At 63.7% G+C, this 24,922-nt stretch carries 29 protein-coding genes; 15 read left to right on the top strand and 14 right to left on the bottom strand.

What is annotated here, in order from left to right:
- Window positions 1-49: 49 nt before the first annotated feature.
- A complete protein-coding gene (locus tag ACSFA8_RS24870) occupies window positions 50-289 on the bottom strand; it encodes a LuxR C-terminal-related transcriptional regulator (RefSeq protein WP_435482145.1) in 240 nt (79 codons plus the stop codon).
- 187 nt (window positions 290-476) lie between these two features.
- Here ACSFA8_RS24870 and ACSFA8_RS24865 point away from each other — a divergent pair, with 187 nt between their 5' ends.
- The 3 genes from ACSFA8_RS24865 (at window position 477) to ACSFA8_RS24855 (ending at window position 3,166) form a co-directional block, all read left to right on the top strand.
- Window positions 477-812 carry a hypothetical protein gene (locus ACSFA8_RS24865; RefSeq protein WP_435482144.1) on the top strand — a complete coding sequence of 112 codons (336 nt, stop codon included), beginning with the start codon at window positions 477-479 and terminating at the stop codon, window positions 810-812.
- 90 nt (window positions 813-902) lie between these two features.
- Window positions 903-1,832 carry a DUF6502 family protein gene (locus ACSFA8_RS24860; protein WP_435482143.1) on the top strand — a complete coding sequence of 310 codons (930 nt, stop codon included), beginning with the start codon at window positions 903-905 and terminating at the stop codon, window positions 1,830-1,832.
- Between the two features lie 2 nt (window positions 1,833-1,834).
- On the top strand, window positions 1,835-3,166 hold the full coding sequence (locus tag ACSFA8_RS24855) for a DUF5666 domain-containing protein (RefSeq protein ID WP_435482142.1): 1,332 nt from the start codon (window positions 1,835-1,837) through the stop codon (window positions 3,164-3,166).
- 973 nt (window positions 3,167-4,139) lie between these two features.
- On the opposite strand, the gene ACSFA8_RS24850 is transcribed toward ACSFA8_RS24855, so the two are convergent.
- On the bottom strand, window positions 4,140-4,601 hold the full coding sequence (locus ACSFA8_RS24850; RefSeq protein WP_435482141.1) for a GspH/FimT family pseudopilin: 462 nt from the start codon (window positions 4,599-4,601) through the stop codon (window positions 4,140-4,142).
- On the opposite strand from ACSFA8_RS24850, the gene ACSFA8_RS24845 reads away from it, so the two are divergent.
- The gene (locus tag ACSFA8_RS24845) at window positions 4,585-4,713 is read left to right on the top strand and encodes a hypothetical protein (protein WP_435482140.1); all 129 of its coding nucleotides are present in this window, start codon (window positions 4,585-4,587) and stop codon (window positions 4,711-4,713) included. The two genes, ACSFA8_RS24850 and ACSFA8_RS24845, sit on opposite strands and share 17 nt — an antisense overlap.
- Here the strand turns inward: ACSFA8_RS24845 and ACSFA8_RS24840 are convergent.
- The 6 genes from ACSFA8_RS24840 to ACSFA8_RS24815 all read right to left on the bottom strand — a co-directional run bounded on the left by ACSFA8_RS24840 (window position 4,692) and on the right by ACSFA8_RS24815 (window position 11,327).
- Window positions 4,692-7,751 (bottom strand): pilus assembly protein, encoded by a 3,060-nt coding sequence (locus ACSFA8_RS24840; protein ID WP_435482139.1) that lies wholly within the window; start codon window positions 7,749-7,751, stop codon window positions 4,692-4,694. The two genes, ACSFA8_RS24845 and ACSFA8_RS24840, sit on opposite strands and share 22 nt — an antisense overlap.
- Before the next feature lie 49 nt (window positions 7,752-7,800).
- Window positions 7,801-8,349 carry a hypothetical protein gene (locus tag ACSFA8_RS24835; RefSeq protein ID WP_435482192.1) on the bottom strand — a complete coding sequence of 183 codons (549 nt, stop codon included), beginning with the start codon at window positions 8,347-8,349 and terminating at the stop codon, window positions 7,801-7,803.
- Window positions 8,350-8,354: 5 nt separating this feature from the next.
- Complete coding sequence (locus ACSFA8_RS24830) at window positions 8,355-9,452, bottom strand: PilW family protein (protein WP_435482138.1); 1,098 nt, start codon at window positions 9,450-9,452, stop codon at window positions 8,355-8,357.
- Window positions 9,453-9,514: 62 nt separating this feature from the next.
- The gene (locus tag ACSFA8_RS24825) at window positions 9,515-10,093 is read right to left on the bottom strand and encodes a type IV pilus modification PilV family protein (protein WP_435482137.1); all 579 of its coding nucleotides are present in this window, start codon (window positions 10,091-10,093) and stop codon (window positions 9,515-9,517) included.
- Window positions 10,087-10,473 carry a type IV pilin protein gene (locus ACSFA8_RS24820; RefSeq protein ID WP_435482136.1) on the bottom strand — a complete coding sequence of 129 codons (387 nt, stop codon included), beginning with the start codon at window positions 10,471-10,473 and terminating at the stop codon, window positions 10,087-10,089. Before ACSFA8_RS24820 ends, ACSFA8_RS24825 begins: the two co-directional genes overlap by 7 nt.
- 428 nt (window positions 10,474-10,901) lie before the next feature.
- A complete protein-coding gene (locus ACSFA8_RS24815) occupies window positions 10,902-11,327 on the bottom strand; it encodes a hypothetical protein (protein ID WP_435482135.1) in 426 nt (141 codons plus the stop codon).
- Between the two features lie 230 nt (window positions 11,328-11,557).
- Between ACSFA8_RS24815 and ACSFA8_RS24810 the strand changes: the two genes are divergently transcribed.
- From ACSFA8_RS24810 to ACSFA8_RS24800, 3 genes are all read left to right on the top strand, one after another.
- Window positions 11,558-12,277: an IS6 family transposase gene (locus ACSFA8_RS24810; RefSeq protein WP_435482134.1), complete on the top strand. Its 720-nt coding sequence runs from the start codon at window positions 11,558-11,560 to the stop codon at window positions 12,275-12,277.
- A gap of 372 nt (window positions 12,278-12,649) precedes the next feature.
- Window positions 12,650-12,832, top strand: coding sequence for a cupin domain-containing protein (locus ACSFA8_RS24805; protein ID WP_435482133.1), 183 nt, complete (start codon window positions 12,650-12,652; stop codon window positions 12,830-12,832).
- A gap of 444 nt (window positions 12,833-13,276) precedes the next feature.
- Window positions 13,277-13,861, top strand: coding sequence for a hypothetical protein (locus ACSFA8_RS24800; protein WP_435482132.1), 585 nt, complete (start codon window positions 13,277-13,279; stop codon window positions 13,859-13,861).
- Between the two features lie 224 nt (window positions 13,862-14,085).
- Here the strand turns inward: ACSFA8_RS24800 and ACSFA8_RS24795 are convergent, their stop codons facing one another.
- Window positions 14,086-15,168, bottom strand: coding sequence for an NAD(P)H-dependent flavin oxidoreductase (locus ACSFA8_RS24795; RefSeq protein WP_435482131.1), 1,083 nt, complete (start codon window positions 15,166-15,168; stop codon window positions 14,086-14,088).
- Between ACSFA8_RS24795 and ACSFA8_RS24790 the strand changes: the two genes are divergently transcribed.
- Both ACSFA8_RS24790 and ACSFA8_RS24785 read left to right on the top strand, forming a co-directional pair.
- Window positions 15,155-16,102, top strand: a complete 948-nt coding sequence (locus ACSFA8_RS24790; RefSeq protein WP_435482130.1) for a LysR family transcriptional regulator — start codon at window positions 15,155-15,157, stop codon at window positions 16,100-16,102. The genes ACSFA8_RS24795 and ACSFA8_RS24790 overlap by 14 nt on opposite strands.
- A gap of 171 nt (window positions 16,103-16,273) precedes the next feature.
- Window positions 16,274-17,041: a class I SAM-dependent methyltransferase gene (locus ACSFA8_RS24785; protein WP_435482129.1), complete on the top strand. Its 768-nt coding sequence runs from the start codon at window positions 16,274-16,276 to the stop codon at window positions 17,039-17,041.
- A 244-nt stretch (window positions 17,042-17,285) separates the two neighbouring features.
- Here ACSFA8_RS24785 and ACSFA8_RS24780 read toward each other — a convergent pair whose 3' ends face one another.
- The 4 genes from ACSFA8_RS24780 to ACSFA8_RS24765 form a co-directional block, all read right to left on the bottom strand.
- Window positions 17,286-17,894: a class I SAM-dependent methyltransferase gene (locus ACSFA8_RS24780; protein WP_435482128.1), complete on the bottom strand. Its 609-nt coding sequence runs from the start codon at window positions 17,892-17,894 to the stop codon at window positions 17,286-17,288.
- 294 nt (window positions 17,895-18,188) lie between these two features.
- Window positions 18,189-18,560, bottom strand: coding sequence for a hypothetical protein (locus tag ACSFA8_RS24775; protein ID WP_435482127.1), 372 nt, complete (start codon window positions 18,558-18,560; stop codon window positions 18,189-18,191).
- 54 nt (window positions 18,561-18,614) lie between these two features.
- Window positions 18,615-19,097 (bottom strand): helix-turn-helix domain-containing protein, encoded by a 483-nt coding sequence (locus ACSFA8_RS24770; protein WP_435482126.1) that lies wholly within the window; start codon window positions 19,095-19,097, stop codon window positions 18,615-18,617.
- Window positions 19,072-19,392, bottom strand: coding sequence for a transcriptional regulator (locus ACSFA8_RS24765; protein WP_435482125.1), 321 nt, complete (start codon window positions 19,390-19,392; stop codon window positions 19,072-19,074). The genes ACSFA8_RS24770 and ACSFA8_RS24765 overlap by 26 nt, the downstream gene beginning before the upstream one ends.
- A gap of 269 nt (window positions 19,393-19,661) precedes the next feature.
- Here ACSFA8_RS24765 and ACSFA8_RS24760 point away from each other — a divergent pair, with 269 nt between their 5' ends.
- From ACSFA8_RS24760 to ACSFA8_RS24745, 4 genes are all read left to right on the top strand, one after another.
- Window positions 19,662-20,765, top strand: a complete 1,104-nt coding sequence (locus ACSFA8_RS24760) for a DnaJ C-terminal domain-containing protein (RefSeq protein WP_435482124.1) — start codon at window positions 19,662-19,664, stop codon at window positions 20,763-20,765.
- A 153-nt stretch (window positions 20,766-20,918) separates the two neighbouring features.
- Window positions 20,919-21,212 carry a hypothetical protein gene (locus ACSFA8_RS24755; RefSeq protein WP_435482123.1) on the top strand — a complete coding sequence of 98 codons (294 nt, stop codon included), beginning with the start codon at window positions 20,919-20,921 and terminating at the stop codon, window positions 21,210-21,212.
- Window positions 21,205-21,522 carry a hypothetical protein gene (locus ACSFA8_RS24750; RefSeq protein WP_435482122.1) on the top strand — a complete coding sequence of 106 codons (318 nt, stop codon included), beginning with the start codon at window positions 21,205-21,207 and terminating at the stop codon, window positions 21,520-21,522. Before ACSFA8_RS24755 ends, ACSFA8_RS24750 begins: the two co-directional genes overlap by 8 nt.
- A gap of 81 nt (window positions 21,523-21,603) precedes the next feature.
- Window positions 21,604-23,157, top strand: a complete 1,554-nt coding sequence (locus ACSFA8_RS24745) for a M14 family zinc carboxypeptidase (RefSeq protein ID WP_435482121.1) — start codon at window positions 21,604-21,606, stop codon at window positions 23,155-23,157.
- Between the two features lie 296 nt (window positions 23,158-23,453).
- Here the strand turns inward: ACSFA8_RS24745 and ACSFA8_RS24740 are convergent, their stop codons facing one another.
- Window positions 23,454-23,582, bottom strand: a complete 129-nt coding sequence (locus ACSFA8_RS24740) for a hypothetical protein (RefSeq protein ID WP_435482120.1) — start codon at window positions 23,580-23,582, stop codon at window positions 23,454-23,456.
- A 144-nt stretch (window positions 23,583-23,726) separates the two neighbouring features.
- Between ACSFA8_RS24740 and ACSFA8_RS24735 the strand changes: the two genes are divergently transcribed.
- Both ACSFA8_RS24735 and ACSFA8_RS24730 read left to right on the top strand, forming a co-directional pair.
- Window positions 23,727-24,059 carry a TA system antitoxin ParD family protein gene (locus ACSFA8_RS24735; RefSeq protein ID WP_435482119.1) on the top strand — a complete coding sequence of 111 codons (333 nt, stop codon included), beginning with the start codon at window positions 23,727-23,729 and terminating at the stop codon, window positions 24,057-24,059.
- A gap of 7 nt (window positions 24,060-24,066) precedes the next feature.
- Window positions 24,067-24,858: a hypothetical protein gene (locus ACSFA8_RS24730; protein ID WP_435482118.1), complete on the top strand. Its 792-nt coding sequence runs from the start codon at window positions 24,067-24,069 to the stop codon at window positions 24,856-24,858.
- Window positions 24,859-24,922: the final 64 nt, after the last annotated feature.

Genomic DNA, 24,922 nt, shown 5'->3' with positions numbered 1-24,922 from the left:
CCGACGGCCCTCGCAGCGAAGACCACCGACTGCAACTGGACGAGCAGGTTCAGGCGCTCGCCGAGCTTCCTGCGACGACGCCCAATCGGTAGGCCGCACTCACCGCCTCGGCACGCGTCGCCACGTCGAGCTTGACAAAGATTGCTGCGAGATGGTGTTCGACGGGGCGTGCCGACCGGCGTAGGCGCACCGCAATCTCCTTATTGCGCAGCCCCGCCGCAAGCAGTTCGAGTACGGCCAGCTCCCTGTCTGTCAGGCCAGCGGGATGCTGGCGATTTGATCGCCGCATGCCTCGAGGCAAGCCACGCACGCCCGCCGCGCAGGCGCTGGCTAGCTGAGCAGTTGGCGCTCAGCGGCTCGCACGCTACGCCGCGGTGGGTCGCAGTTGGACCTGCTCAGCCGCAGATGTGAAAATGTCACAGTTTCTTACCACTTCTTGTATATTGATACGCCGCAAAAGCCAATAAGGACGCGCGATGGAGTCGGATTTTCATCTTCACAAGGTACACACGCTCAGCCCGAAGGCCGCAAAGATCGCACTGCGGATGCTGGATGCTGACCCGAGCATTCCCGTCGAATCAATCCTGGCGCTGCGCCCTGCGCTGGTTGAACGATGCAGCGAATCGGAGTCTTTCGGAACCACCGACTGGATGACGATCGCCGCGATCGATCGCCCCGTCATCCGTCGCTTCACCGAGCGCTTCGAAAGCCGCGAGCAACGCCATGCTCGACTTTGGGTGACAAGCCTTCGCCGAGAGGTTCGGAAAGCCCCTCGTCCCTCGCTTGCCGATACCGCCTATGACTCACTTTGATGGACACATCCAGCGTTGATGTTTGTGGATTCCGGACACGCTCCTTGCCAGAGGCAAGCTCAGCGAGGCTGAAGAGTGGGTAACAAACTTATGGTCACGAAACACACTGGATCGAATGACGCCAAGCGTGATCGAAACCGCCAGCCTTCCCCGGGAACCACAACGGCGCCGAAGGTAGATGGGCAAATTGCGTGGGTGCTTGAAGCCTGCGCGCGCGTCATGCGACCGTTGGTCAGGCTCGCGTTGACCTTCGGCGTGAAGCACGCGCACCTGGAGGGTTTGCTGCGGGACCTCCTCATCGATGAGGCGCGCCGCGCCTGGCTCGAAAAAGGCACCGAGCCGAACATCAGCCAACTGTCGGTGACAACTGGCTTGAACCGCAAAGCGGTGACCGCCAAGGTGCGCGAAGTCGAAGATTTGCTGCCTCACACTGAGATGTCGGGAGCGGCCAAGACCTTGACCTTGTGGATGCAGTTGTACGCCGGCGATGCGGCGTACCAATCCCTCGCGATCGCAGGGGAAGGACGAGCGCCATCGTTCGAGTCCGTGGCTCGTCAGGCCAGCCGCGGCAACGTACACCATCGTGCCATCCTCGACGAGTTGGTGCGTTTGAACATGGCGATCGAGCGCGACGGCCGCGCCGAACTCAACGCCACCGCATTCGTTCCGGCGAAGGACCTGAAAGGGATGCTCGCCTTCCTGGGCGACAACGCGCGCGACCACCTACTCGCCTGCGTGGCAAACACGCTCGGTTCGGAGCCGCCGTTGCTGGAGCGGTCGGTGTTTGCCGCTGGGATTTCTCTGGAGGACTGCGAACGCCTCCACCAGCTCGTGCGGCAACGTTGGGGCGGACTTCACCACGAGTTGACGCAGGAGATGACGCGCGCGTTCGAAGCCGCTGAGGAAACAGCATCTGGCCGTATTCGGGTCGGCATCTACACCTACTACGAAGACGGCGACGTCACGCAAAGTGATGCGCTGGCCGTTGTGCCCCCCAATCGATCGAGCAAAAAATCATGACTATGACCGTATTGCGCAGTTGCCTTCTGGCGGTGTTGACCGGGTTGCTTCTTTCCTGCGGCGGTGGCGGTGTTGGCGGGGGCGCAGCGTTGGACAGCGCCGGCACGGCAGGGCCGACCGCAAGCGCCGATTCGAACCAGGGACACGGCCTGCTCGGCGGCGGCGGCGACGGACAGGGCGGTAGCGCGTCCAGCACGAGCGACGCGACCGGAGGCTCGACGACCGCCGCGAGCGGCGATGACGGTTCGGGTGTCGGGTCCGGTGGTACCGGCGTGAGCACCGCCGATGCGGCCGGCATCGGGTCGGTCGATGGTGCGGGCAGCATCATCGTCAGCGGACTGCGCTACAACACGGACAGCGCCGTCGTGAAGATCGAGGACGCCTCGGCGCTGCAACTGGGAATGAGCGTGAAGGTCACCGGACCGGTGAACGCCGACTTCACGAGCGGCATCGCGCGCCAGGTGGATTCGGCCGCGGACATTCGCGGCTCGCTGTCATCGGTCGGCTTGGCCCAGGGCAGCTTCGTCATCCTGAGCACCACGATCACGACAGATCCAGCCACGGTCTGGGCCGATTCGAACGGCCTCGCAGCCATTCCGCCCGGCGCGACGCTGCAGGTCTGGGGCCTGCCGGCCGCACCTGGGGTGCTCCGGGCGACGCGCGTGGAGCAGCGCAGTCCTTCTGCACCGATTCTCACGGGCACGGTCCAGAACCTCGATGCGACAAGGCGCACCTTCACCCTCGGCGGGGCCGTCGTCGACTACAGCGCAGCCACCCTGACCGGCAGCCTCGACGGGCGCCCGCTCGCAGACGGAACCATGGTGCGCGTGCGTGCGAATGCCGAACTGCCTGGCCCCCTGCGTGCGACGCTCGTGCAGTCGTGGTACCCGGTGCCGACCGCGAACGCGACGCCAGTCCAGCTCGCGGGCATCGTCACCAACTACGCAGGATTGGGCTCGCTTCGGGTGCTGGGTACGCCGGTCGATGCTTCTTCCGCGAAGATCAACGGCGGACCCGCGGGTTCGATCGGCAACGGCGTGAAGGTGGAAGTCGGCGGCCTGATCTCCAACGGCGTCCTCAAGGCGACGAAGCTCAAGATCAGGCATGTGCCGGGCACCGGAGGGCCGGCGTCGTTCACCTTGATCGGGAACATCGGCAATTTCACGTCCCCTTCGAGCTTCCGGGTCCGGGGACAACCCGTGAATGCCAGCGTTCCGGGCGTCGTGTTCGTCAACGGCACCGCGGCGAATCTGGGCAATGGCGTCCGAGTGAACATCGAGGGCGAGCAAGTCGTCGATGGCGTGCTGACCGCAACGCGCGTAGGTTTCGAGTGACGGCATCGGGCCGGTGAGGCCGAATACACGGCGAGGGAGTGCGTCCGACCATGACCCCGGACAACGATCCCAACGCCGTGCTGTGGGCCAACGAGTGTTGAACAGCAAAGCATGCTGTGCATCCATCGCCTATTGAAGGCTGCAAGGCCGAGCGCACCGCCTGCATCAACTGTTGAGGGCCCCTAACTCCGCTTGACGGTTCGAAGGCTTCACATTGATCCACTTGCAGCATGCGCGCGTGAAATCTCGAGGCGAAGAGAGACGACCACGACCGCAAATTGTCTGCGTCGCCGCACTAGCAGAGTTCGTTGAGCGGCCAGCGCAACTCGTTGACTTGGCTAGCGGCTTTAGCTGACTTCAACACCATGTGCGCGCCCACATGCGGGCGCAGAGCGGGCCTCTGCAGGGTCGTCGACTACGCCGACCGCTCCTTGACGATCGACTTCGGCGGCTTGTCGATGCGCAGACCCTTGGGGGATGGTGAACGGGAAGCTGTAGGCGCTGCGCTGGGTGCTTGGCGAAGATTGGGACGAGCTGTACAACGTAACCCCACGGCGGCCGTGTAAGGGCGGCATTCGCCGGTGTTAGGGCAAGGCCGTCGCCCTATAACAAAGTTATACGGCCGAGAATCTCGGAGTACATTGCGGCGCCGCCCGCTTCATCGAGGTTCGGTGCAGCTAGCGGTGCTAACGTTCATTCTCAAATGCCGAAGCGACGGGACAGCAAGCTTTTCGGAAGTCCGCTGACCGAGGCGATCGAGACTGAGTCCACTCGCTGATGAGAGCCCGCATCAGGCCTCGCGCTCCTCGATCCAGTGCGTGCCCTTGCCGTAGATTTCGTTGGCGTCGACGATGTCCTGCTTCAAGCATCTGACGGTTCTCAGGCGTATCGGGATGCCACAACCCGCCGCACGGGCGCCTGGGTGCGCTTTCTACGGTCTTGGGAACAGAGGATCGCATGCGAAGGGCCGCATTTAGTCCGGGCAGCTCCCGGCCGTCGTGCGCTTGACAGAGGTGCGGCCCGTGGCGCTGATCTTGATAACGCGCTCCTGGCTTCCGGCCGAGGGGCTGGCGCTGCAGATCGTGATGCTGGCCTGGCTGGCGCCGACGCCGGTCGCTTCGAATGTCAGGGCATTCGCTCCGCTGGCTTCGCGCAGCCGGTAGCCAGCGGCCGCGGCCGGCTGCTGTTGCAATACGGCGGTGCCGCTCAGAACGATCCAGCCGCTTTCCCATTGGTTCGAGCTGCTGCAGCTGCTGCCGTTGCTGGTTGCGCAGAGCGTCACCGGCGCATTGCGCTTGATCGCTTCGCTGCGCGCAAGCTGGCTGCCCGCCAGCAGCGCGGTGGCGTACGAATTCAGCCGATTGGAAAAACGGACGGCCTCAAAAGAAGGAACAGCGATCGACAGCAGGATCGCCAGAATGGTGACGGTCACCATCAGCTCGACCAAGGTGAAGCCGCGCGAGGCGCGTGGTCCCTGCTGCGTGCGCACGGCCGCGCGAGAGGCCATCATGGTGATTCCTTTCATCTACTTCTGGATGAACCAGTAGACCCGCCCCTTGGGTTGGCGAAAGGCCGCTTTCGGCGTCGTCCCCTTGGGGCTCAGGAAGGAATCCGGGTTGGCGCCGATCACGACGTCGCGGATGCTGCCGTCGTCCAGTTGCACCCGCCCCACCACGGGCGAAGGTGCGAGACCGCCGCCGACCACGTTCTGGAAACGCGTGCGTCCCTGCGGCGCGGCATTGGCATAGGAGACGTTGTAGACGTTGGCCGTTCCCAGATCGGCTCTGCACGACTGGCGCACGCTCGGATCGGTCGGGATGTGGGTATTGAAAGTCGTGGTGCCGTACGCCGTGACCGACGCGGACACCACCTGCTCGCCGCCCATGAGCGCCAGATGCCAGCCCTTCTTGGAAGCCAGCTGTGTCGACGTCGGCGTCGATGCGCCGGTGATTGCGAGCAGAGAGTCGTTGCACATCACTGCGCTGCCGCCGCAGCGATCCGATTCGGAACTCAGCCACGCGGTATCGGTGGGCTTGTCCACCAGCATGAAGAAACGGTTGGCCACGCCGAGCGCCGAGCTGTAGGAGCGCAGCGGCTTTTCCCGGTCGCCCGAGCCCAGCAGGAGCACGTACACGCCGTTGTCTTCCACCACGTCGATTCCGAACATGAATTTCCGATTGGCGGTGCAGGTGTCGACCGTATCGCACCCCAGCGAGGCGATCTTGGTCATGCTCCAGTTCACCGGCGCAGCATCTCCGATGGCGATGCGATAGACATTGCCCCCCAGATCCGCGACATAGGCGATCTTGGCCAGGTTCAGGTTGTCATTGATCACCGCGATCTCACCGCTCACCGCGCGGTCGGTGCTGAATGTCTTCAGGACATCGCCCGACCGGGCATCCAGCACATAGATCCTGTTGCCCTTGGTGCCCGAGGCACAGCTATTGGGGTCTGCGTCTTCGCACTTGTCGTAGCCGCCGCCGAACATCAGCAGGGGCATGCTGCCGCTGCCATAGCCAGACGACTTCAGCACCTTGGGTGCCGACCAGGTCTGTCCGATCGCTTCGAGGCCGGTGTCGCAGCCGGTGTCGTTGCTCTGATTCGGGCAGCCTTTGCGCCACTTGAGCGAGGGTGCGGCAGGGTCCGACACGTCGAAGGAATAGAGCAGGCGGCCGCCCCGGCGCATGCTGGCGAAGAGCCAGGCGTCGTTGCCCTGACGGTAGGCAGACACCGCGCCGTCCATGCCGTAGGTCTTGGGGGCGGTACTCCCCGCGCTGACCGGAATACCCGGATAGCTAATGCGCGTGCTGTTGTCGCGCAAACGCTTGAGGCTGCCGTAGAACTCCGGCGGAATGAAAGACCACAGCTCGCTGCCGGCCGCGGCGGCGCCGATCGCAGCGCTGCGGTTGCCGTTGATCGCGCGCAGGGCACCATCGTTGCCGCCGTAGAACACCACCACCTGCGGCTGCGCATCGGTGCCGTAGTTGATTGCCACCGGACGGGAGTGCACGACATCTCCGTGGACCGAGGCGCGCATGGCGGTCGACGTCTTGGGGGCGCCGGCCGCATCGGTTCTTTCGTCGCCCTTGTTGTCCTCGCCGCGGGCCCAGTTGATCAAGGCGGTCCGCTCCGCGTCCGTCTGGGCCCCCAGCGCCGACGTGGTGATGCTGGTGTTGGCGTCGACGAAATTGGTCAGTGCCGAACAGGCGCCCGGTGCGCATGTCTTGACGTTGCGGTCGGCCACCGCCATGTGCCGCAGCACATAGCCCTGGGCCCCCTTTTCCACAACGTTCCCGTCCGGGCTGTCGGCGGCCTCCTTGCCGAGACAATCGCCGGATGGACGGAAGCTCCAGTAGCTGTCGGTGTCGCTGGGCAGCGGCGTCCAATAGCTTCGCGCGCAGGGCGCCACAAAGCCGGTCTGGTTGTTGATCGCATTGGCCCCTGCCGCATCCTGCAGGATCAGCTGGTTGTTGCTGTCCAGACCCAGCCTGTATTGCTTGAGGTTGCCGTTCCATCGCGAGTATGCGTCTTCGTCAGGGCGGAACATGCCGACGAACACCTGGTTCAGGTAGGTTCCCTGGGTGTTGACGCTCACCGGCAGGCTGACCGACGAGAAGACGCTGTTGACCGACTGGATCTTGCTGAAGATGTCGTCGAGCGCTCCGCCCAGCGCTGCGCCCAGATCAGGGCTGCTCGCGAGATCGTAGTACTCGCCCTTGCTCTGCACGGCCATGCTCTTGAGCAAGGCCGTCCATCCGGGACCCTGGCCTCCGGTCGCCATTGCGGCTTCGATCGTGTAGACCTTGACGCCCATGTTGGCTTGCAGAAACCTGGCCCATTCGTCGGCCGTGTTGTCCTGTGATCCGCTGGGACTCAGCGGAATCGCCGTGGCGTCGCCGCCCGCCGTGCGAAGCGCGTCGCTCGATATCTTGCCGTCGCTCGTATTGTCCTGAGCGGCGCCGTTGCTGATGTAGATGACGTAGGTGCCGATGCAGTTAGTCGTGCTGGGACCGCTGTAGGTGGAGCTGTTGATTGCGGCCAGTGCGTTGCCGGCGAGCGCGTAGACCGCCTTGGACGCGGCCGTGCCCGACACGTTGCCCGCATAGTCCGTCTTGAGTTTGTTGTTGCCCGCCAGCGGTGCGCCGCTGCTCAGATAGCGATAGACCTCCGCCATCGTCTTGCCAGCCTTGCCGCCGTTCGACTTGTCGGCCAGCTTGTCGAGATTGCGCACGAGGGCTCCATATTTGACCTTGGTGCCGTCGTCCAGCAGTCGGACTGCGGCTCGCACGTAGCCGCCATCCGTGTTCGAATTGCTGCCCCCGGTTTCCGAGAACATCATCAGACCGACGCGAAACTTGTTTGCCGGCAGGCTTTCGAATGCCTTCGCCAAGGCCGTCATCTCCGCGGTAAATGGCTGGTTCCAGTTGGCCGTGTTGTCCAGCACGAACAGCACATTCGGTGCTTCCGTGACGGTCTGGTTGTAGCCGGTGAAAAGATCGATGTCTTCGGCCCATGCCGAAGACAACTGCATCAGCATCAGCAGCAGGGCGGCCCACAACGGCCTGAGGAAGTTGGCTTTTTTCATGGGAATGTGACCTGTTTTTGATGCTCGATAGACGGCGCGGTCGCGGGTGCTAAGGACACAGCGCTTCGAACTGCGCCTTGCTCAGCAGAACGCGCACGCCCTGCCGCACGGCGGTGGCGGTGCCGCTCGCGGCATCCGTCACCGTGGTATTGATGTCCCACACGGAGTTGTATTGATCGGGCACTGCTGCCAGACCCGACCCGCTGCTGGAGCCGCCGCCCGTGATGCCGCCGGGACCGGCAGCGCCGCCCCCGCCTGTGTCCGTGGCCTTGGTCGCACGGACGCAGGTGGGCGCGGCAACCTGCACCGTGTAGTCCGTCGTGCCATCGTTGTTGATATCCATCAGGCTGACGGTGGCAGCCGGCGCAACCAGCGAGGGCGTGCCATCGGTGTTCGGCAGCAGCAGGGAGCTGGCAACCTCTTCGATGGCACGATTGCCCGCGGCAACGGCCTCGTTGCGTGTCTGCAGGTTTCCCGTGGCCTTGAGGTTGCTGTTGCTCAGCGTGAAAGCGGCGGTCACGGTCAGCGTGATCAGCACCAGCATGATCAGCCCCACGATCAGCGCGGCGCCGCGCTGCCTGGCTTGCGGGCGCGTCATGCGTTTCACGGCGTCTCCCTTCGTCCGGCGACGTTGTTCAATCGGATGGTGGTGGTGAATGCATGCCGCTTGTAGGCGTCGTTGAACGGGCCCAGCGTCGCGGCGCCGAGGTTGTAGCTGCGCGTGTCACTGTGGCCCGGCGAAGGTTCGTTGCTGCGCGCCAGCACGAAGAGCTTGACCGCAACGACATTCACGAGTTGTTCGGCCGTGCAGGGCGCCACCGCGTTGCAATGCACGAATGCACCGTCCGGGCTGCCGTCGCCGCGATTGGCCGGCGTGGATCGGTTGGCGGCGTCGGCCCAGGCGACGGGCACGGTGTAGTCGACGGCCGCGCCGGTCTTGCCAATCGTGTCCAGGCCCAGTTCCACGCGAAACCCGTCGATTCCTTCGATCAAGGCAACCGGCGGCTGCTGCGCCAACGCGCCGCCGGACAGGTCGAAGCGCGAGCGCGCAAGCGTCGGCATGCCGTCGCCCACAACCTCGGCGTAGTCGCGCACGTAGTAGATGTCTGCGATGAACTTGCGCTTGGGTGAAGGCATCGTGCAGTCCTTGCGCAGCATGGTCGTGAAGCCGGCGGTGCTGAGATCGAAGGCCGAGGGCTTCTGGGTACCGCAGAGCGAAGATTGGAAATACAGCTTTCCGGCCGTGTCGGCCTCGCAGTTCGGCGCACCCTGCAGGCAGGTTTCCGCATGGCGCACCACCAGAACGTCGGTGTTGGCCTTCTTGTGCGTCAGCAAGTCGGTGCAGCCGGCCGGTACCGTTTCGTAGCTCTGGATGGGCATGTCGAGCAGGCTGCGCTTGTACGCGTCGTTCCAGTTGGCCGCGGTGTAGGCCAGACAAAGATCGGGGGCAGCACCGACCGGCAGGTTTTCCGGCGCAGAGGTGACCGTGAGGTCGTCGAACTGCGGCATGTAGTTTTCCCAGAAACCGGCGTGCGAAATCTCGTTCTCGAGCACGAAGACACTGAGTCGGCCGTTTTCGATCTGTCGGTTGACCCTGACCATCTCGCGCTGGGCGTTGCTCAGGTTGAGGAACAAGGCGAGCAGCGCCGCCACCACGATCAGCGTGATGGTGATCGAGACCATCAGTTCGATCAGAGTCACGCCTTGGAGCAAGCGTCGCCGGTGTGGCGGGCGGCGGCCCATGGCAGGGCGGCGCAGCCGCGTCATGAGAGCGATCCGATCCGCACCAGGGTGGTCACCGTGCGGCGGCAAAGGTCTCTCGTACAGCTAGCGCCGGGAACGGCGCTGTCGTACTGGTCCTTGCCGCAGCTCACGCCGCTCGACGGAGCGGAAATCGGCACCAGGCCCTGCCAGGCCACCGTGATCAGGTAGTCGTTGCTCCCCATGTCCTCGACACAGCCGCGCCCGCCGATCACGGCCCCGAGCTTGCTGGCGCCGGAGGTCTCGGCCGCGCCCTGCAGCGCGTTGCACCACTCCGCCGCGTCGATCTGTTGGCGCGTGCCGGCGCCAGTCGGGCAGGTGGCCCCGGCGCCCAGCGGAGCGCTCACGACATAGCTGGCCGCCATACGACGGTTGATCGTGATGCGGGCGGCCATGTCGTTGAGAAGGATGAGCGCTTGCGAGCGCTGATAAGCCTCCATCTCGGAGGCCTGCAGCCGCGCATGCAGGCCTGCCAGCCCGAACAACCCGATGGAGACGATCACGAGCGTGACCATGACTTCGAGCAGGGTCGCGCCGCCCTCGGCTCGACGGAGAGGACGGCATGGCTTGGGAACTACCATTTTTCGGGCGGCGTTTTCACGCCGTCGCTATTCAGCGTCAATGCGCCGTCCGCGGCCTGGCTGCCGGTCGGCGTGAAAGTTAAGGTATAGGCCGGGATCGCGGTGGTGGCCAGGACGATGCCGTAGCCGTAGTTCGCGCTGACCTCGGCCGGAAGCACGTACGCTCCGACCTCGAGGGCCGCCTTGTCCGCGTAGTTGCGGTTCGCCAGCAGGAACTGTTGCTGCCGGTTGGCGATATCCATCATCTGCGCCTGCGCCGCCGATCGCTTGGACCGGACGACGTACTGGCGATAGCTCGGCAACGCGACGGCCGCCAATATGGCAACCACCGCAACCGTGATCATCAGCTCGATCAACGTGAATCCATTGGCCCTGCGCATACTTGTTTGCTTCGCTGTCGGCGCCTCGATGCCTGAGCATCCCGGCCGACTGTAAATGTTGCAGAATGTTAGAAATGTGAAGTTATCACATATTTCTGGTGAAGATGAGACAGGAAGCCGTTGTATTGTTGATTTCCGTGCAATCCTGACCAGGTGTTGGAACTAACCCCTTACGCTAGTGTCGGTTTGCCTACAATGGACGAATTCAGCGACGAGCCGGCGCGCCGGCCTCGAGCGCCAAGTCGGCGCGGTCAGCAACCAGGGCATCCACGTGATGGCGCGCTTCGATGCCGAACTCGAGCGGCCGTCGACCTGGTCAGCTTCCGGGCTCTACCAGGCGATCAAGGCGTTCCTCGCGCGCGGTCGAAGGCCTCGATGAAGCCGACGCGAGGCAGCTGAAAGTAGCCTGCACGCACTGGCTGCGGCATTCACGGGTCGCATGCGCTGCAGGGAATCTCGAGCTGTCCCGAGTAGCTGTAGACGATGGCGAGGTCGCGATTCGCCATCGCGAGCAGGTTCGGGTCGCGCGTGGTGTTGGCCAGGTGCATCGCCTTGCTCGCAGCGCGCACGCTCTGGCGGAACTCGCCGGCCTCGGCCAGCGCGACCGCCTGGCTGCAGTATTGATATCCCGAGAGCTTGGGGCTGTCCTGTGCATAGAGCACCGCGCCATCATTGGTGAGCGCGAGCAGCGTGTCGGTGTCGGCGAGCCGCGCCTGTTCCTGCTTGCTGGCCGCGGCATCGGGTGCCTGCTGCGCGAGCGTCCACGGGCAGGTGGCGAGGGCGCCGAGTGCGAGCGCGACAGCGATGAAGTCGCACGCGAATCGCGGCCATCCGAGTTTCGAAATACGTTCCATTCGACCCCCGTGCGCTGCTCTGTCGGGCCCGCCACCGCCGATCAAGACGCTGCGAAGTGCACGCCTTTCGGTCCTCGGCAGCGCCGTCTAAGAAAGGACACTCTTCACTGGCTATCCTCAAGACGACCTAACACGAATGAGCTATTGCGGGAATGTGTTGATGGTTCTGGAGGCTCTGGTGCAAATCGCGCCCCGGGGTAGGCTCGGGCCTTTGAACTGAAGGCGAATCGATGGCGCAGAGGCTGCAAAGCATGGACGAACTTTTCAAGGGGCGGCACTTCGAGCGTGAGGTCATCGTCCTATGCGTTCGGTGGTATCTGCGTTTCAAGCTGAGCCTTCGCGACCTCGTGGAGATGATGGCCGAGCGCGGCCTGGCCTTGGCTCACACGACGATCATGCGCTGGGTCCAGCGTTTCCTGCCCGAGTTCGAGAAGCGCTGGAATCGCTTCGCCCGCAAGGCCGGTCGATCTTGGCGCGTCGACGAGACCTATGTGAAGATTCGAGGCAAGTGGACGTATCTCTATCGTGCTGTCGATCGCGAAGGCCAAACAGTTGACTTTCGCCTGAGCGCCAACCGCGATGTAAAGGCGGCCAAGGCGTTCTTCCGCAAGGCGCTGAAGACGCAAGGGCGACCTCCAGTGACCATCACGCTCGATGGCTACGCCGCGTCGAATCGCGCGGTGCGGGAGCTGCCCCAGCAGAGCTCCCGCTGGAAAGACACTCGACTGCGAGCGTCGCGCTACTTGAACAACATGGTCGAGCAGGACCATCGAGGCGTGAAGTCGCGCATCAGGCCCATGCTCGGCTTCAAGGTCTTCGATCGCGCGGCCGTGACGATCGCCGGCGTCGAACTGCTGCATCGCATCCGCAAAGGCCAGTTCAATCTGGGCCGGCTGCGTACTGTGGGCCAAGCCGCGCCCGCGATCTGGAACGCGGTGCTTTCGGCTTGACCAGCGCAACGCGCTCACGAAGTCGTTCGGCGACGCAGAAAATTTTCACCAGAGCCTCGCCGAGAAGGAGCCGGTCATGAGGGCCTTGTTCATGGCCGGGTCTGTGATTCGCAGACCAGAGGTGATGGACGGTTCCCGATGCTGCGGAGCGGAAGTTCAGGTCAGAAGGTCGAAGGACAAGTTTGGGCCGATGCTGTTGAAAAAAGCTCGAACCGACGGTCACCGCTGTTTTCTCCCCTTGATAGCCGGGGCATGACTGTGGACCTCGCACGCCGCCGCTTCCCGATGAGGGCAGGCAACGGGGCTTTGAGGGATTGCCAACATCGGCGTTTCGAGGTCTGATGCGGATTCGATCACTCACAGGAGGGTCGCATGAAAGCTCCCTTGCCCAACGGGCCCCAGCGCTTCGCCATCAGCCACCACGACGAGGCTGCCTTCAAGACCGGCGGCCTGCGCGACTATTCGTCCTATCGTGATCTGGGCGTGGCTGAGGCGACGAACGGTCTCACGCAGGCACACGTAATCCGCATGATCGCGCCGTACCGGCCTGAGTAGAGCGTCCGACATCACCATAACGTGCAGTTCCAGATGGTCTACTGCCCGAGGGGATGGTTCGAGACAGAGTTCGAGGGCGTCGGCCGGCAGCGGCTGGTGGCGGGCTTCCAGCTGGGTGCAACCACCCAACATCCGCCACACCGTTGTCGGCTGGTCAGACGATTGCGAGCTGCTCGAGATACTTGTGCCAGCTGAGCACGAAACGGTGAACGATGCTTGAGTCAGTGCGACGCCCCGATATGCCAGCGAAAGCTTGGCCCGCGCCCTGCCAAGCCGAAGTTGTGAACTTCTGAGCTCGCCAAGAGCCGATTTCGAGACGGTAGTGACTCAAAGCCGCCGACCACCAGCGGGGCTCGTTCGACATTCCGCGGCACCAACGCTGACCAGCGAAGAGTTGGACTACGGTCGCGCCAATTCCGCACTCACGGCTAGGAGGGGACCGACGTGGAATCGATGACTCTGGCGCGTTTGGTTAGCGCCTACATCAGCGCGAAGGACTCGAACCGGCCACACTTGGTGTCGCGGGTGTTTTCACCGGCGGCTTCGCTCGAGATGGTCGTGAAGACCGACGCGATAGCGTTCAACCCCGGGGCGCACGGCCCGGAGGCAATTGCCGAGATGCTCGTGCGCCGCTTCGCGCAGCAGTACGAGAACATCTACACATTCTGCCTTTGCGAGCCCCCGCCTCCAGCCGCGCTGCGACTCGACTGCGGCTGGCTCGTCGTAATGTCCGACAAGGAAACGCAACAGGTGCGGGCGGGATTCGGCCGCTACGCGTGGGAATGGCGGCCGGACGTGGAGCTGCTGGTGCGGCGGCTCACGATCACGATAGAGCGAATGGATTGCTTCGATCCCACCCTCTGTGCCGCGGCGTTCGAATGGGCCGGACGGCTGCCGTACCCGTGGTGCCCAGTCGGGCGAGTGACTCGCGCGCCGGCGCCGCTCGACTCGGTCGTCAGCGAGGCGGCGGCGTCACTTGAACTACTCGCATCAAACTCGACAGCGGGCAAAGGGTCTGGTCAGACCTGAACAGCCGCTGAACCAATCCATCGCAGAATTCTTGGGAGCGGCTCAGGCGTCGGCTTCGAGTTCTGGCTTCGATGGTCGACCAGCCCCGAAATCCAACAATCCTGGCGCCTGTTCGCTGAGTTCCGGTACGCCGGTCGTGGCTACGAGTGAGGCCTGCAAAAGGCAGAATGCCTCCAATCGCTGCCGGTCGCAGAGCACTTCCAGTACTGGCTCGCGCCCTGGTTTCATTGCTTGCTCTCCTCGATCACGAAACGAGGGGCGGCGCTAACGAGTTCGACGGCCTCGCTGATGATCCGATGAACCAGTTGACCGACCGGTGGCAGATCGTGGATAAGTCCCGCAGCCTCTCCCGCAATCACGGCTGCCGTCTCGAAGTCGCCCGAGGCCCTTGCGGCGGCGTATCGCTCGCCCTCTGTCCCCAATGCACGCATCAGGTCGAGTTCTCGCCCTGCCCAGCGCCGCAGATGCTCGTTCTGGAGGCACCGGCCTGTGAATGGAGCAGGCCACACGTTCCTGCGCGAGATGTCGAAGACAACACTGCGCAGGCTGCCGTCGCCGCTGGCCTCGACGATGCGTTTCTTGGCCGCCTCGAAACCGGCAGCCTCGACCGAGGCATAGAAGCGCGTGCCGAGGGCCACGCCACCGGCGCCAAGCATCAGCGACGCGGCCAGGCCGCGCCCGTCGGCGATGCCACCTGCCGCAGCCACCGGCACGCGAGGGCCTGCGAGATCCGCGATCGCCGGCACCAATGCCAGCGTTCCGCGGCTGACACCGTGACCGCCGGCTTCAGCGCCTTGCGCCACCAGGATGTCAGCGCCCGCGTCGAGGGCCTCCCGGGCCATCGCCTCCGTCTGCACCTGACAGACTAGCTTCGCGCCGGCCGACTTGATGCGTTGCGCGAACGGCCTGGGATCTCCGAACGACAGCCATACTGCGCTCGGACCCTGCTCGAGCGCGACATCCAGCAGATGCGGCTGGCGCGCCAGGCTCCAGGTGATAAAGCCGACGCCGAATGCACGGCCACGCTCGCGCACCGCCGGCGCGAGTATCGCGAGCTCTCGCTTCAGCCAAGCTTCGTCACCGTAGCCAGCGCCCAGAAATCCGTAGCCGCCCGCCTCGATGACGGACATCGTCAGGCGTGCGTCGGCCACCAGATCCATCGCAGCCAGCAGGATCGGATGCTCGATGTTGAGGCACTGCGTGAGGGTTGTCTTGAGTTGCATGGCAGACTTTCGTTGGAGGGATGCCAATACCTTAGTTCCACGTTGGCTTTTTTTGAAACGAATAACTAAGATGGCTGCATTCAAGAACTCAGATGGCAGCGTCATGGACACGACCGCTCTCGCGACGTTCCTGGCAGTGGCGCGGCACGGCTCCGTCACCGCCGCGGCACTGGAACTGCACACCGTGCAGTCCAATGTCACTGCGCGGCTGAAGCTACTGGAGACTGACCTCGACGCGACGCTCTTCCTGAGGCATAGCCGAGGCGTCACGCTCACGGTTGCCGGGCAACGTCTGGTGACCTATGCGCAGCGGTTCACAGCCCTCGCTGCAGAGGCGAAGGCTGCGGTTCGTGACGACGGCGTTGTTCGGGGCAGTCTGCGCGTCGGTTCAATGGAGACCACGGCGGCGGTGCGCCTGCCTGACGTGCTTGGACGGTTCCACCGAACCTATCCCAATGTGCAACTCGAAATCCGCACAGGACCGACGGCAGAACTGCTAGAGCTTGTACTGGCGGATCGGCTGGACGGTGCATTCGTCGCTGGCCCGATCAATCACCCGGAACTTGTCGCGCGGCCCGTTTTTCATGAGGAGCTTGTCCTGATCGCTGCACGAGAGAGCGGCAGCATGAGTCAGCGATTGGATCGGGGCGGGCTGACCGCGATCGTCTTTCGACAGGGCTGCTCATATCGGCAACGTCTGGAAGCCCAGTTCTCCGCGCGAGGGTGGCTGCCGTTTCGTCGACTCGAGTTCGGCACGGTGGAAGGCATATTGGGCTGCGTCGGCGCCAACGTCGGAGTGACAGTGTTGCCGCGCAGCGTGGTCGAGGGTTACCGTGGACAGAAAATGCTTCGGATCGAACCCTTCGCTCCGGAGCCGCTGTGGGTCGACACGCTGTTTGTACGCCGCCGAGACGCCTACCAAGGAGCTGCGCCACGCGCCTTTGACGTCGTGCTCAACGGCATCGCCGAACGTAGCAGCGGGGCGCCGTCAGTGGTCGTCGAGAGCTTCGCCCAATAGGATTGCCTAGTGGACAGACGCTCCGCCGTACCATAGATTCGCTACTTATCAAGTGTGATACCGGACCTCGATTCGTTCGATTCCTCGATCGAGGTGCGGCGCCAGAAGGGAGGGCGCTGAGTCGCTGCGCAGAGGGACGCGAGCGAACGTCTTGCAGGGTGCTGTGCGAAAGTGGAGATCATCGTGCCGTTGGACGTGGAAGATCATCCCTACCGTGAATTCGAGCGTGCCGGATGGGAGCGCGCGGCGCCGTCCTATGCAGGCTCGTTCGAGGCCATAACGAGGCTCTTTGCCAAACAGCTCCTAGAGGCTGTCGGCGCCGGGCCGCGGATCAAGTTGCTCGATGTGGCATGTGGAAGTGGATACATGGCAGCAATGGCTGCGGAATCGGGCGCGCAGGTCGAGGCAGTTGACTTCTCGCCGAACATGATCGATGCGGCGATGAGGGGTTACCCGGCGCTGTCTTTCCGGCTGGCTGACGCGGAAGCGCTGCCGTTCGCGGATAACACGTTCGACGCTGTTGTCATCGGCTTTGGTGTTCACCATTTCCCGTTTCCCCTGCGGGCGCTGGCCGAGGCGGACAGGGTGTTGCGCACAGGAGGTCGCTTGGGGTTCACCGTGTGGGCGCCCATTGACGAGCACCTAGTCCAGAAGGTGGTGGTCGATGCCGTTCGAGAGCTCGGCAACCCGGCGGCCGCCCTTCCGACGGCGCCCGCAGGTGCCATCTGCGAAATCGAAACGTGCCTGAGTCTGCTCCGCGACTCGGGGTTCGTCTTGCCCCCGTCTCGCGCCCAGGCTCACAGCGCCCGCGTCGATCGAATCAGCACGCCAGTTGATCCAACTGCTGACCGATGGCACGGTGCTGATGTCTTCCGTTATCCGCTCCCTGCCGCAGGACAAGAGGGCCTTGCTCACCTTGGCGGTCGAGCGCTCAATTGAACGCTATCGGGAGGATGATGTGTTCAAGGTCCCGGCCGCAGCGATATTGGCCGTAGGCGCGAAGGCATGACGCGCGCCTGTCCGGCTCCGGGCGTAACTCTCGACCACACGTTTCGCACGGAGCCCCGAACAGGGACAGGCAAAAAGCAGCGCGAGCGTCAGCTTTCAGCGTAGCCAATGACGCTCGTGAGAGACCGGTTGAATCCGCAGCCCCTTGCAAACGTACGAATGGCCAAGGGAGCCGTCACTCTGCCACGTACTCCAATGAGAACAGTGGCACCTCGGCTTGCCGGCTCAGCCACACGCCGCCGCCCAACTCCTGAAAGTGCCGCGACAGCCCGTGCCGGTACATCTCTGCACGGTGGCGAAAGATGTGCGGGTCGGTCACGTCCTCATCCACGATGTCGCGCGCGTAGTCCTCGCGCGTCACCGCCTCCAGATACAGGGCGCCCTGACTAAGTAGGCTTAGGTTGCACAGAGCGCGCTTCACATCTGGCGGGCTGAGATAGGGCAGCACGCCCTGGCAAATGACGAAGTCAAAAGGCTTCCTGATTTGGTAATCCACCACCGAGCCGCGCTCCCACCCGTAGCGCCCGCACAGGTACTCGCTGAACTCCACACCGTGGTAGCTGGCCAAAGGGAATTGCCGCACCACGATGTCGCGCCAGAGTCCAATGCCGCAACCCACGTCCAGCACTCGCCGCACGGGCACGCGCAGGTATCGCAGGTAGGCGCAAACAAAGGCGACAAGCCGCTCGACATGCTGGGGGTCCAGCACCTTAGTATTCTTGTCGAAGTAGTAGCGCTGGCAATAGGCTTCGTCGAAGGTGTCGGCAGGAGCTGATTGATTCACACTACTCCTCATGCACCGTGGCTGCTACAGGTAGACCCAGGCCGGACTCTTCCGGCTGTGGCGGGCCCCGACCGGCCAGCTTGTGGCCGCATTCTGTCGGAGCGTCGTCGCGTTTGTGGTCACGCGAGCTTGCGGACCAACAACGGTTCGAAATCCCGCGGAACGCACAGCTATGCCCACCGCCGCACCCTTCGCCCACATGCCCACAGCCTTCAACTAAAGAATCAAAAAAGAAGCCCAAACGACAACCAATGGCCGGGTAACATTCCTTCGTGAGGCAACACGCCGCTCAAGTTAATTGTCGCTGGCCACGCGTGGCAGGTGAAAGGACATCGAGTGGAATGGACTGCTCACGTACGCCGACGCGCGCTGCGACAGATCGGCGATGTGGAAAGCGCCTTCCTGCTGCAGGCCCAGCTGTCGGGAATCGCCCTCCCGGACGATGCGTCGGCTGCCGCCCGAATTGATCTCCACGCTGAGCAGGAATGCGTCTTCGGTCGGGAGCGGCGCCAGCACAAACAGACGCGGCAACTCGTAACGCATGCGCGCGACGCCCAGTTCAGAGCCCCAGCGCGACCTGCTGACGAGCGACTGAACCGCGTCGATGCCGTACTGCGATGCAAGCCGTTGTCCGAGTTGGCAATCAGATCGAAGGGTGTTCGGCATGTGAGAACGACACGTGGCACAGCATCGCAACTACTCGCGTTGGGACGACGCCTTTCAGCGGATGGAGTCCTTCAGCGTTTGGGGCGCCCTCTTTGCGGAATGAACGGCGACGGTCGATTCATCGACTGCGCGCTGCACGGCCTCCAATGCGTTGTTCGCCGCTGCGATTGCGCTGCGCATCACGGCAACCGCTTGGGCAGTGGCATGGCGTGGGGCTGGCACCTTGAAATTCGGATCAATTGCCTTGAGCGCTTCTGGCATCTTCGCGGCGATCATTACCAACGCCTTCGCTGCGCCCGTGGGCTCGCGACGGCCTTGTTCCCACTGCTGCAGGGTGCGCACAGAGACACCGAGCAATTCAGCAAACCCGGCTTGCGACAGGCCCGCACTCTCGCGAGCTGCCACGACAGGGGTGTACACCTTGCGCGTCTTCCCGGCACCCATTTCGCGCGCCGATTGAACGAGCAAGGCCTCGAAGTCCTGGCTGGCTTCAAAGGCCGCCAGCTTGGCATCACTCAGAGGCTTTTTCTGCGGCATCACGCAACTCCTTCAACGTTTCGCCAGAGATCGAATCAAGGTTCGCTTTGGCGTAGATCAACAGTAAAACAACTTCGCCGGCCTTCTTGCGATTGAAGTAGACAATCCGCACGCCGCTACTCTTGCCCGAACCGGCTCGGCTCCAGCGCACCTTCCGCACGCCTCCAGATCTCTTCACCGGGTCTCCATCGTCTGGGTTCTCTGCGATGTAGGCTGCGAACTCGCCGCGCTCCTCCTCTGTCCAATAGTTCGGCCAAAGCTTTTGGAAGGTTGGCGTTTCAACGACGGTCAGCATGTTTGGAGTGTACGCCAATGGCGTAGTTCCTGCTGATAAACCCGCACGTCACCGACGCCACCTGAGTGGGTGCTTCCGAGCTATATGCGGCAGCCCTTTGTCGGCCGCAGCCGTTCGCACATTGCACAAACCAACGTGGCGCACCGCACGTCTTTTGAGCCGCGACTGTTCAGCTCAATGCGGCCTCGCCGCGCGTGGCACACCCCTTGCATGCCGCTCCCTCAGATAACATTCACGCTAACGGGCCGCCGCCTCCATGGGCTTCCATCGTGGACGGCTTCCCTGGACAAGGTCTGAATTTGGACACCGAGAGCGCTTTCGCCGAACTGGGATTGGCACCTGACGCGACCGAGCACGAGGTGAAGGCGGCATGGCGCCGACTCGCCTCGCAATGGCATCCGGACCGCAATGACAGCGCCGGTGCTGTTGCCAAGATGCAGCGCATCAACCGGGCAATCGAAGAGATCCGCCGCGCCGGATTCGGTGCCCCGGCGAACGCCGACGCCGACACGCCCGGCGCACCGGACAACAACACCCCCGACGGATTCGACGCCGACCAGGCTGCGACGGCATCCGGCGCGGCCGGCACGGAACGGCAGCGCCGGACGCTGCACCGCAAGGTCAGGATGACGCTGGAGGAAGCGGCCGTCGGATGCATCAAGGTGCTGCGGGGCAAGGTCACCGACGTCTGCGCCACGTGCGCGGGCGCCGGGCACCAGGTGTTGGGCGGGAATTGCGCTCGGTGCGGGGGGTCAGGCGCGATCCCGAAGCGCTCCTTTTTCGGATGGCCCAGCGGTGTGACCGAGTGCGAGGCTTGCTTGGGCGGCGGCATCGCGAGGCAGCCGTGCGCGGCGTGCGGCGGGGTCGGCAAGATGGAGCCGCGCGGCTACAAGCTGAACGTGCGCATTCCGCACGGCGTGCGCGATGGCGATTTGCTCCATGTCGACGGACGGCGCGTGGGCGCCGAAGGCCCTCCCGCCGACGTCGAGATTCACGTCGAGGTGTCGGAACACGCGTTCTTCAAACTCGACGACGACGGCACCATTCGATGCGAGATGCCGATCGACGGATTCGCATGGATCGCCAATCGGGAGGTCAAGGTGCCGACCGTCACCGGCTTCCAAGCACTGCAAGTGAGCCGCGACCGGCTGTCTTACCGCTTGAAGGGCCAGGGCTTTCCGGTGCAGCGCCGCGGCACGCGTGGCGACCATCTGGTCACGCTGGTGCCTATATTTCCGCAACAGCTCAGCACCGACCAGCAGATCCTGCTCGACCAGCTCTCGGCCACCAGCTCGGACGCTGGTGGCGAAGCATTGGACGACCGCCTTCGCGCATGGAATCGGGGGCTACGCACCTGGGAACGAGGCCTGTAGTCCGCGGTAGCCAAGCCGGCAATGAACCCCGAGCTCATGGCATCGATGCTGCGCCATGCAGATCTCATCGTTCCTGGGGAGGCGCAGCCGCAGCGGAGCGAATAGTCTTCTTCATCGCCAGCAGCAGCTCGTGCTGGGTTTCAGGAGGCCTCCATGTCCGATGCGTCCGCCATCGAATCCCATGCCGCGATGGGTATCCCCGCGAGCGCGGGGGTGCCTTCGCCTGCCGGAACCCTCCTGCCTCCGGTCACCAAGGTGATCGTCGCCATTCATCTGACAGGCGGCGAGTGCCGACGGGACGTGAAATCCGGTCTCCTTGACCTGACCGAACGCGAGGTTCGCGCGGCATTGCCCCGCTCCGCGGTCAGGCGCAACATCGGAACCAGGGATCAGACAGCAGCGACCAAAGTCGCTGTGACGCCGCACAGGAGAAGCTTTCATGCATGACACTGGTCAATCCCGCTTCTTCGTCACCGTCTCCGCGCGCGGTGCCGATGATCTGCGCCGCTTGCAGGTGCACGGCATGGATCTCTTCGCCGCTACGGCGCGGCGCAAGAAGGGGCACATGGCGCGTCCATTCGCCATCGAGGGCCTGCTCGACCAAGCCGAGATCGTCCGGCTTCAGGCCGCCGGCTACGAAGTGAACGTCGACGCGCCGATAGGTGAGCGCTCGGTCAAACCGGACGACACGCTCGAGTTCGATGCATGGCTCGCCCGCATGCGCGCGCTCGCGGCCAAGGACGGCGCGGTCAAGTAGGAAAACGGGGCCCACAGCGCGCCGTCCCGCGGTGTCCACGATCCTCGAGCCTGTCTCCAAACCAATCCAACGGGAGTCCCTATGCCCTACATGAGCGTGGCCGCCATCGACGCGGCAATCGACCACGTGGCGACCACATTCCCGGCGTTGGCCCGCGCGATCGTGCTGCCGGAGCGCTCGGTGGAGGGCCGCGCGATCAAGGCGCTGCGCATCGCAGGGGGCAGCGGCGCGGCTGGCGTGCCTGACAGCCGCACCGGCGTGCTGTTCGTTGGCGGCATCCATGCGCGCGAACTGATCAATCCCGAGACGCTCGTGGAGTTTGCGCTGCGGTTTTGCACTGCGCGAGCGAACAACACCGGCCTCGCCTTTGGCCCGAAGAACTACAGCGCCACAGACGTGCTACTCGCAGCGGACGGGCTTTCCGTCGTCATCCTGCCGATGGCCAATCCGGACGGACGCAACCACTGCCTGGTGCCTGGCGGCTCGCCCATGTGGCGCAAGAACCGGGCGCTCAACACGGGGTTCACCTGCAAGGGCGTGGACCTCAACCGCAATGCATCCTTCCTGTGGGGCAGCGGCATCGGCACGAGCGCCGATCACTGCAACGACGTCTTCAAGGGGCCGAGCGCCTTCTCTGAGCCCGAGACACGCAACGTGCGCTGGCTGATCGACAGCTTCCCGGGCCTTGCATGCATGGTCGACGTGCACTCCTACAGCGAACTCGTTCTCTACCCTTGGGGCGACGACCAGAACCAGACCACGGACCCAAATCAGAACTTTCAGAACCCGACTTTCGACGGCCAGCGCGGCACGCCGGGCAACAACTACAAGGAGTACATTCCGGCGGCCGACCTCTCGGCACACCAGGCGATGGGCAATCGCATGCGCAACGGCATCGCCGCCGTGCGCGGGCGCAGCTACACGGTGCAGCAAAGCATCGATCTCTACCCCACCACCGGCACCTGGCACGACTATGCGTATGCACGCAAGTTCGTCGAGACCGGGCGGCGGCGCATCCTCGGCTTCACCCTCGAGACGGCGCGTGAGTTCCAGCCCGGCGACGCCGAGAAGAACCAGGTCATCAGCGAGACCCAGGCCGGTTTGATGGAGTGCCTTTTCCAGACACTTTGCCCGGCCGAGTCGGTGCAGGCGATGTCGGCCTCGCAGAGCTTCGCATTGCAGGCGATGCGCGAGTTTCGCGACCAGCGCATGCAAGCCTCGGCCAAGGGGCAGCGCCTGGACGAGGCTTATCGGCGCAATGCCGGCGAACTGGTGGAGCTGCTGTCGCACAACAAGCAGGTTCTCCAGGTCGCCCGCGCGGCCCTGAAAACGGCGAGCACACTGGCCGGCAGCGAGAAGGCACGCGCACAGCCGATGAGCGGCAAGCAGGCTGCCGAGATCGGCGAAATGTTTGAACTGCTGCTCGAGGTCGGCAGCCCGGCACTGCGGGCCGATATCGCCAAGGCGCTGGCCAGCCTGGGCAAGTTCGAAGGCGTGGCACTGGATCGGTTGTTCCCGGTGCCCAAGCGCGCTGCGGCTGCGAAGCCGGTCGCGCAGAAGGTGGCGGCGAAGAAGGCTCCCGCGAAGAAGGCCGCACAGACGTCCGCGGCCAGGCGACCGCGAGGGAAGGGCTGAACGTTGGGGTAGCCAGCTCTGGCGACAGTCTCGGGCAGGATCCGAAGGATCTATGCGGCGCTCGACCACGCCATGCGGGCCGAGGTACTCGACCGCTCCCATCACCACGACGAACACGATCAGGGGGCGGTCGCCGACGGCCTCCCACCAGTCGACGTTCCCGGCGGATTCATGCACGTAGTCACCCGGGCCGACCAGTTCGCCAGTGCACAGACGGCGTTGGCCTTCGATGTTGTATGCATGCACCTCGCCCGTGTGGCGGTGCGGTCCCAGTTTGGCACCGGGCCTCAGGCGCATCAGTTCGACCCACCCCCGGTCTGCAGGAAACGAAGCGGCCGCGACCACTTCCCGTCGCCTTCGGGAATCCACGTCGCCTCGTCGTCCAGTGAGGCGAAGGGAAAGACGAACTGTTTGGTCAGGCTCATGCATGGCTCCTTGCTTCTGGCAGCCACCCGGGGAGCGCCAGTTCCCAATGTCGCTTGACCAGGGATCCGCAACTGCGGCTCTCCAATTCGGCGGGGCGCCGCGGCGACATTGTGGTAAACTGCCACAACCTACCACATTTCGCCATGTCCTCAAATTCCATTCGTGTTGGCGCCGAGATCTTCGACAGCGCTCGTGAAGAGGGCAAGCTGATGTCGCGTTCCGCTGCTCAGCAGATTGAGCACTGGGCCCGGATTGGCGCGGCTCTCGAGGCGTGCGGTCTTACAGTGGGCCAGGTCGCCCTTCTACTGAAGAGCCAGACCGAGGAGCAAGGAGATGCAAGGTTGTGGGCGTTCAAACGCCAGCGACAGCAAGGGGATCTCGAGAATGCTCGGTCAGGTCGTGCTACTCAGGATCACCTGAGCTGGTTCTCTGGTGGGAAGGCTCGCAACCTCAAGCTCATCAATTCGCCGTACTGAGAGCGCGATGGCGACACAGCCCATTCTTCCGGCAGATGAGGCGCCGCTGGATGAAGAGACGGTCGATCTGTTCCTGTCCAACATGGGGACAGACATGGTGCTTGTGGGTGGGCAGGCTCTCGCGTTCTGGATGAGTCGGTTCGGCATCGAACAGGACGGCATAGCAATTTCGAACGATGGCGATGCACTGGGCAAGGTGGCTCGGGCGATTGATCTTGGGCAGGCAATGAAGGCGCGCGTCGAATTGCCAGAGAAGACGAGGCGTACAGCCATCGTGGCTCAACTTCGGCTCCCAACCCCAGAGGGGAAGGAGCGAAACATCGATGTGCTGCACAAGCTCTACACGGTGGCCGGGCTGAAGAAGTCTTCTGCTTTCACAAAGCGAGTCATCGAAGACAGTGTCGAGGCAGAGTGGCGGCCAGGGCGGTTCATCAGGGTCATGGATCCCTTCGACGTGCTTGAATCTCGAGCACAGAACGCCGTCGGGCTATTCATTGAGAAAGGCCCTCACGTCGTTACCCAAGCCGCGTGGGCAATTCAAGTGGCCCGCGAAGCCCTGTTGCGCACCGCGGCAGACTCGGGATCAACGGATCGTCTGGGCAACAAGATCCAACGAATCTACACACTCGCGCGCAGTCAGGTGGGTCGGCGTCTCCTCGCAGAACACGGAATTGAGCTCCTTGACGCGGTTGATCTCGATGCATTGAGGGCGGCCTCACCTTCGCACGAAAAGCAGTTGGATGCGGTCGAGAAAGCGAAGCGCGAGCGGCTACGCAAGCGCTCCGCTCCAGCTCCTTGATTTCGTGGAGTGCTTGTTCGCGCGCGTCAAATCCATTCGCCCCATAAAGCGCGCGCCTCCAGCA

The organism is Variovorax nitratireducens (genome assembly GCF_051216545.1).
Classification (GTDB): Bacteria; Pseudomonadota; Gammaproteobacteria; order Burkholderiales; family Burkholderiaceae_C; genus Variovorax.
This window is presented reverse-complemented; position numbering and strand designations above follow the sequence as displayed.

Coding starts and splice junctions, on each gene's coding strand:
- ACSFA8_RS24870 (WP_435482145.1), bottom strand. CDS start 289: ATGCGGCGATCAAATCGCCAGCATCCCGCTGGCCTGACAGACAGGGAG.
- ACSFA8_RS24865 (WP_435482144.1), top strand. CDS start 477: ATGGAGTCGGATTTTCATCTTCACAAGGTACACACGCTCAGCCCGAAG.
- ACSFA8_RS24860 (WP_435482143.1), top strand. CDS start 903: ATGGTCACGAAACACACTGGATCGAATGACGCCAAGCGTGATCGAAAC.
- ACSFA8_RS24855 (WP_435482142.1), top strand. CDS start 1,835: ATGACCGTATTGCGCAGTTGCCTTCTGGCGGTGTTGACCGGGTTGCTT.
- ACSFA8_RS24845 (WP_435482140.1), top strand. CDS start 4,585: ATGGTGACGGTCACCATCAGCTCGACCAAGGTGAAGCCGCGCGAGGCG.
- ACSFA8_RS24850 (WP_435482141.1), bottom strand. CDS start 4,601: ATGGTGACCGTCACCATTCTGGCGATCCTGCTGTCGATCGCTGTTCCT.
- ACSFA8_RS24840 (WP_435482139.1), bottom strand. CDS start 7,751: ATGAAAAAAGCCAACTTCCTCAGGCCGTTGTGGGCCGCCCTGCTGCTG.
- ACSFA8_RS24835 (WP_435482192.1), bottom strand. CDS start 8,349: ATGACGCGCCCGCAAGCCAGGCAGCGCGGCGCCGCGCTGATCGTGGGG.
- ACSFA8_RS24825 (WP_435482137.1), bottom strand. CDS start 10,093: ATGGTAGTTCCCAAGCCATGCCGTCCTCTCCGTCGAGCCGAGGGCGGC.
- ACSFA8_RS24820 (WP_435482136.1), bottom strand. CDS start 10,473: ATGCGCAGGGCCAATGGATTCACGTTGATCGAGCTGATGATCACGGTT.
- ACSFA8_RS24815 (WP_435482135.1), bottom strand. CDS start 11,327: ATGGAACGTATTTCGAAACTCGGATGGCCGCGATTCGCGTGCGACTTC.
- ACSFA8_RS24810 (WP_435482134.1), top strand. CDS start 11,558: ATGGCGCAGAGGCTGCAAAGCATGGACGAACTTTTCAAGGGGCGGCAC.
- ACSFA8_RS24805 (WP_435482133.1), top strand. CDS start 12,650: ATGAAAGCTCCCTTGCCCAACGGGCCCCAGCGCTTCGCCATCAGCCAC.
- ACSFA8_RS24790 (WP_435482130.1), top strand. CDS start 15,155: ATGGCTGCATTCAAGAACTCAGATGGCAGCGTCATGGACACGACCGCT.
- ACSFA8_RS24775 (WP_435482127.1), bottom strand. CDS start 18,560: ATGCCGAACACCCTTCGATCTGATTGCCAACTCGGACAACGGCTTGCA.
- ACSFA8_RS24770 (WP_435482126.1), bottom strand. CDS start 19,097: ATGCCGCAGAAAAAGCCTCTGAGTGATGCCAAGCTGGCGGCCTTTGAA.
- ACSFA8_RS24765 (WP_435482125.1), bottom strand. CDS start 19,392: ATGCTGACCGTCGTTGAAACGCCAACCTTCCAAAAGCTTTGGCCGAAC.
- ACSFA8_RS24755 (WP_435482123.1), top strand. CDS start 20,919: ATGTCCGATGCGTCCGCCATCGAATCCCATGCCGCGATGGGTATCCCC.
- ACSFA8_RS24750 (WP_435482122.1), top strand. CDS start 21,205: ATGCATGACACTGGTCAATCCCGCTTCTTCGTCACCGTCTCCGCGCGC.
- ACSFA8_RS24745 (WP_435482121.1), top strand. CDS start 21,604: ATGCCCTACATGAGCGTGGCCGCCATCGACGCGGCAATCGACCACGTG.
- ACSFA8_RS24740 (WP_435482120.1), bottom strand. CDS start 23,582: ATGAGCCTGACCAAACAGTTCGTCTTTCCCTTCGCCTCACTGGACGAC.
- ACSFA8_RS24735 (WP_435482119.1), top strand. CDS start 23,727: ATGTCCTCAAATTCCATTCGTGTTGGCGCCGAGATCTTCGACAGCGCT.
- ACSFA8_RS24730 (WP_435482118.1), top strand. CDS start 24,067: ATGGCGACACAGCCCATTCTTCCGGCAGATGAGGCGCCGCTGGATGAA.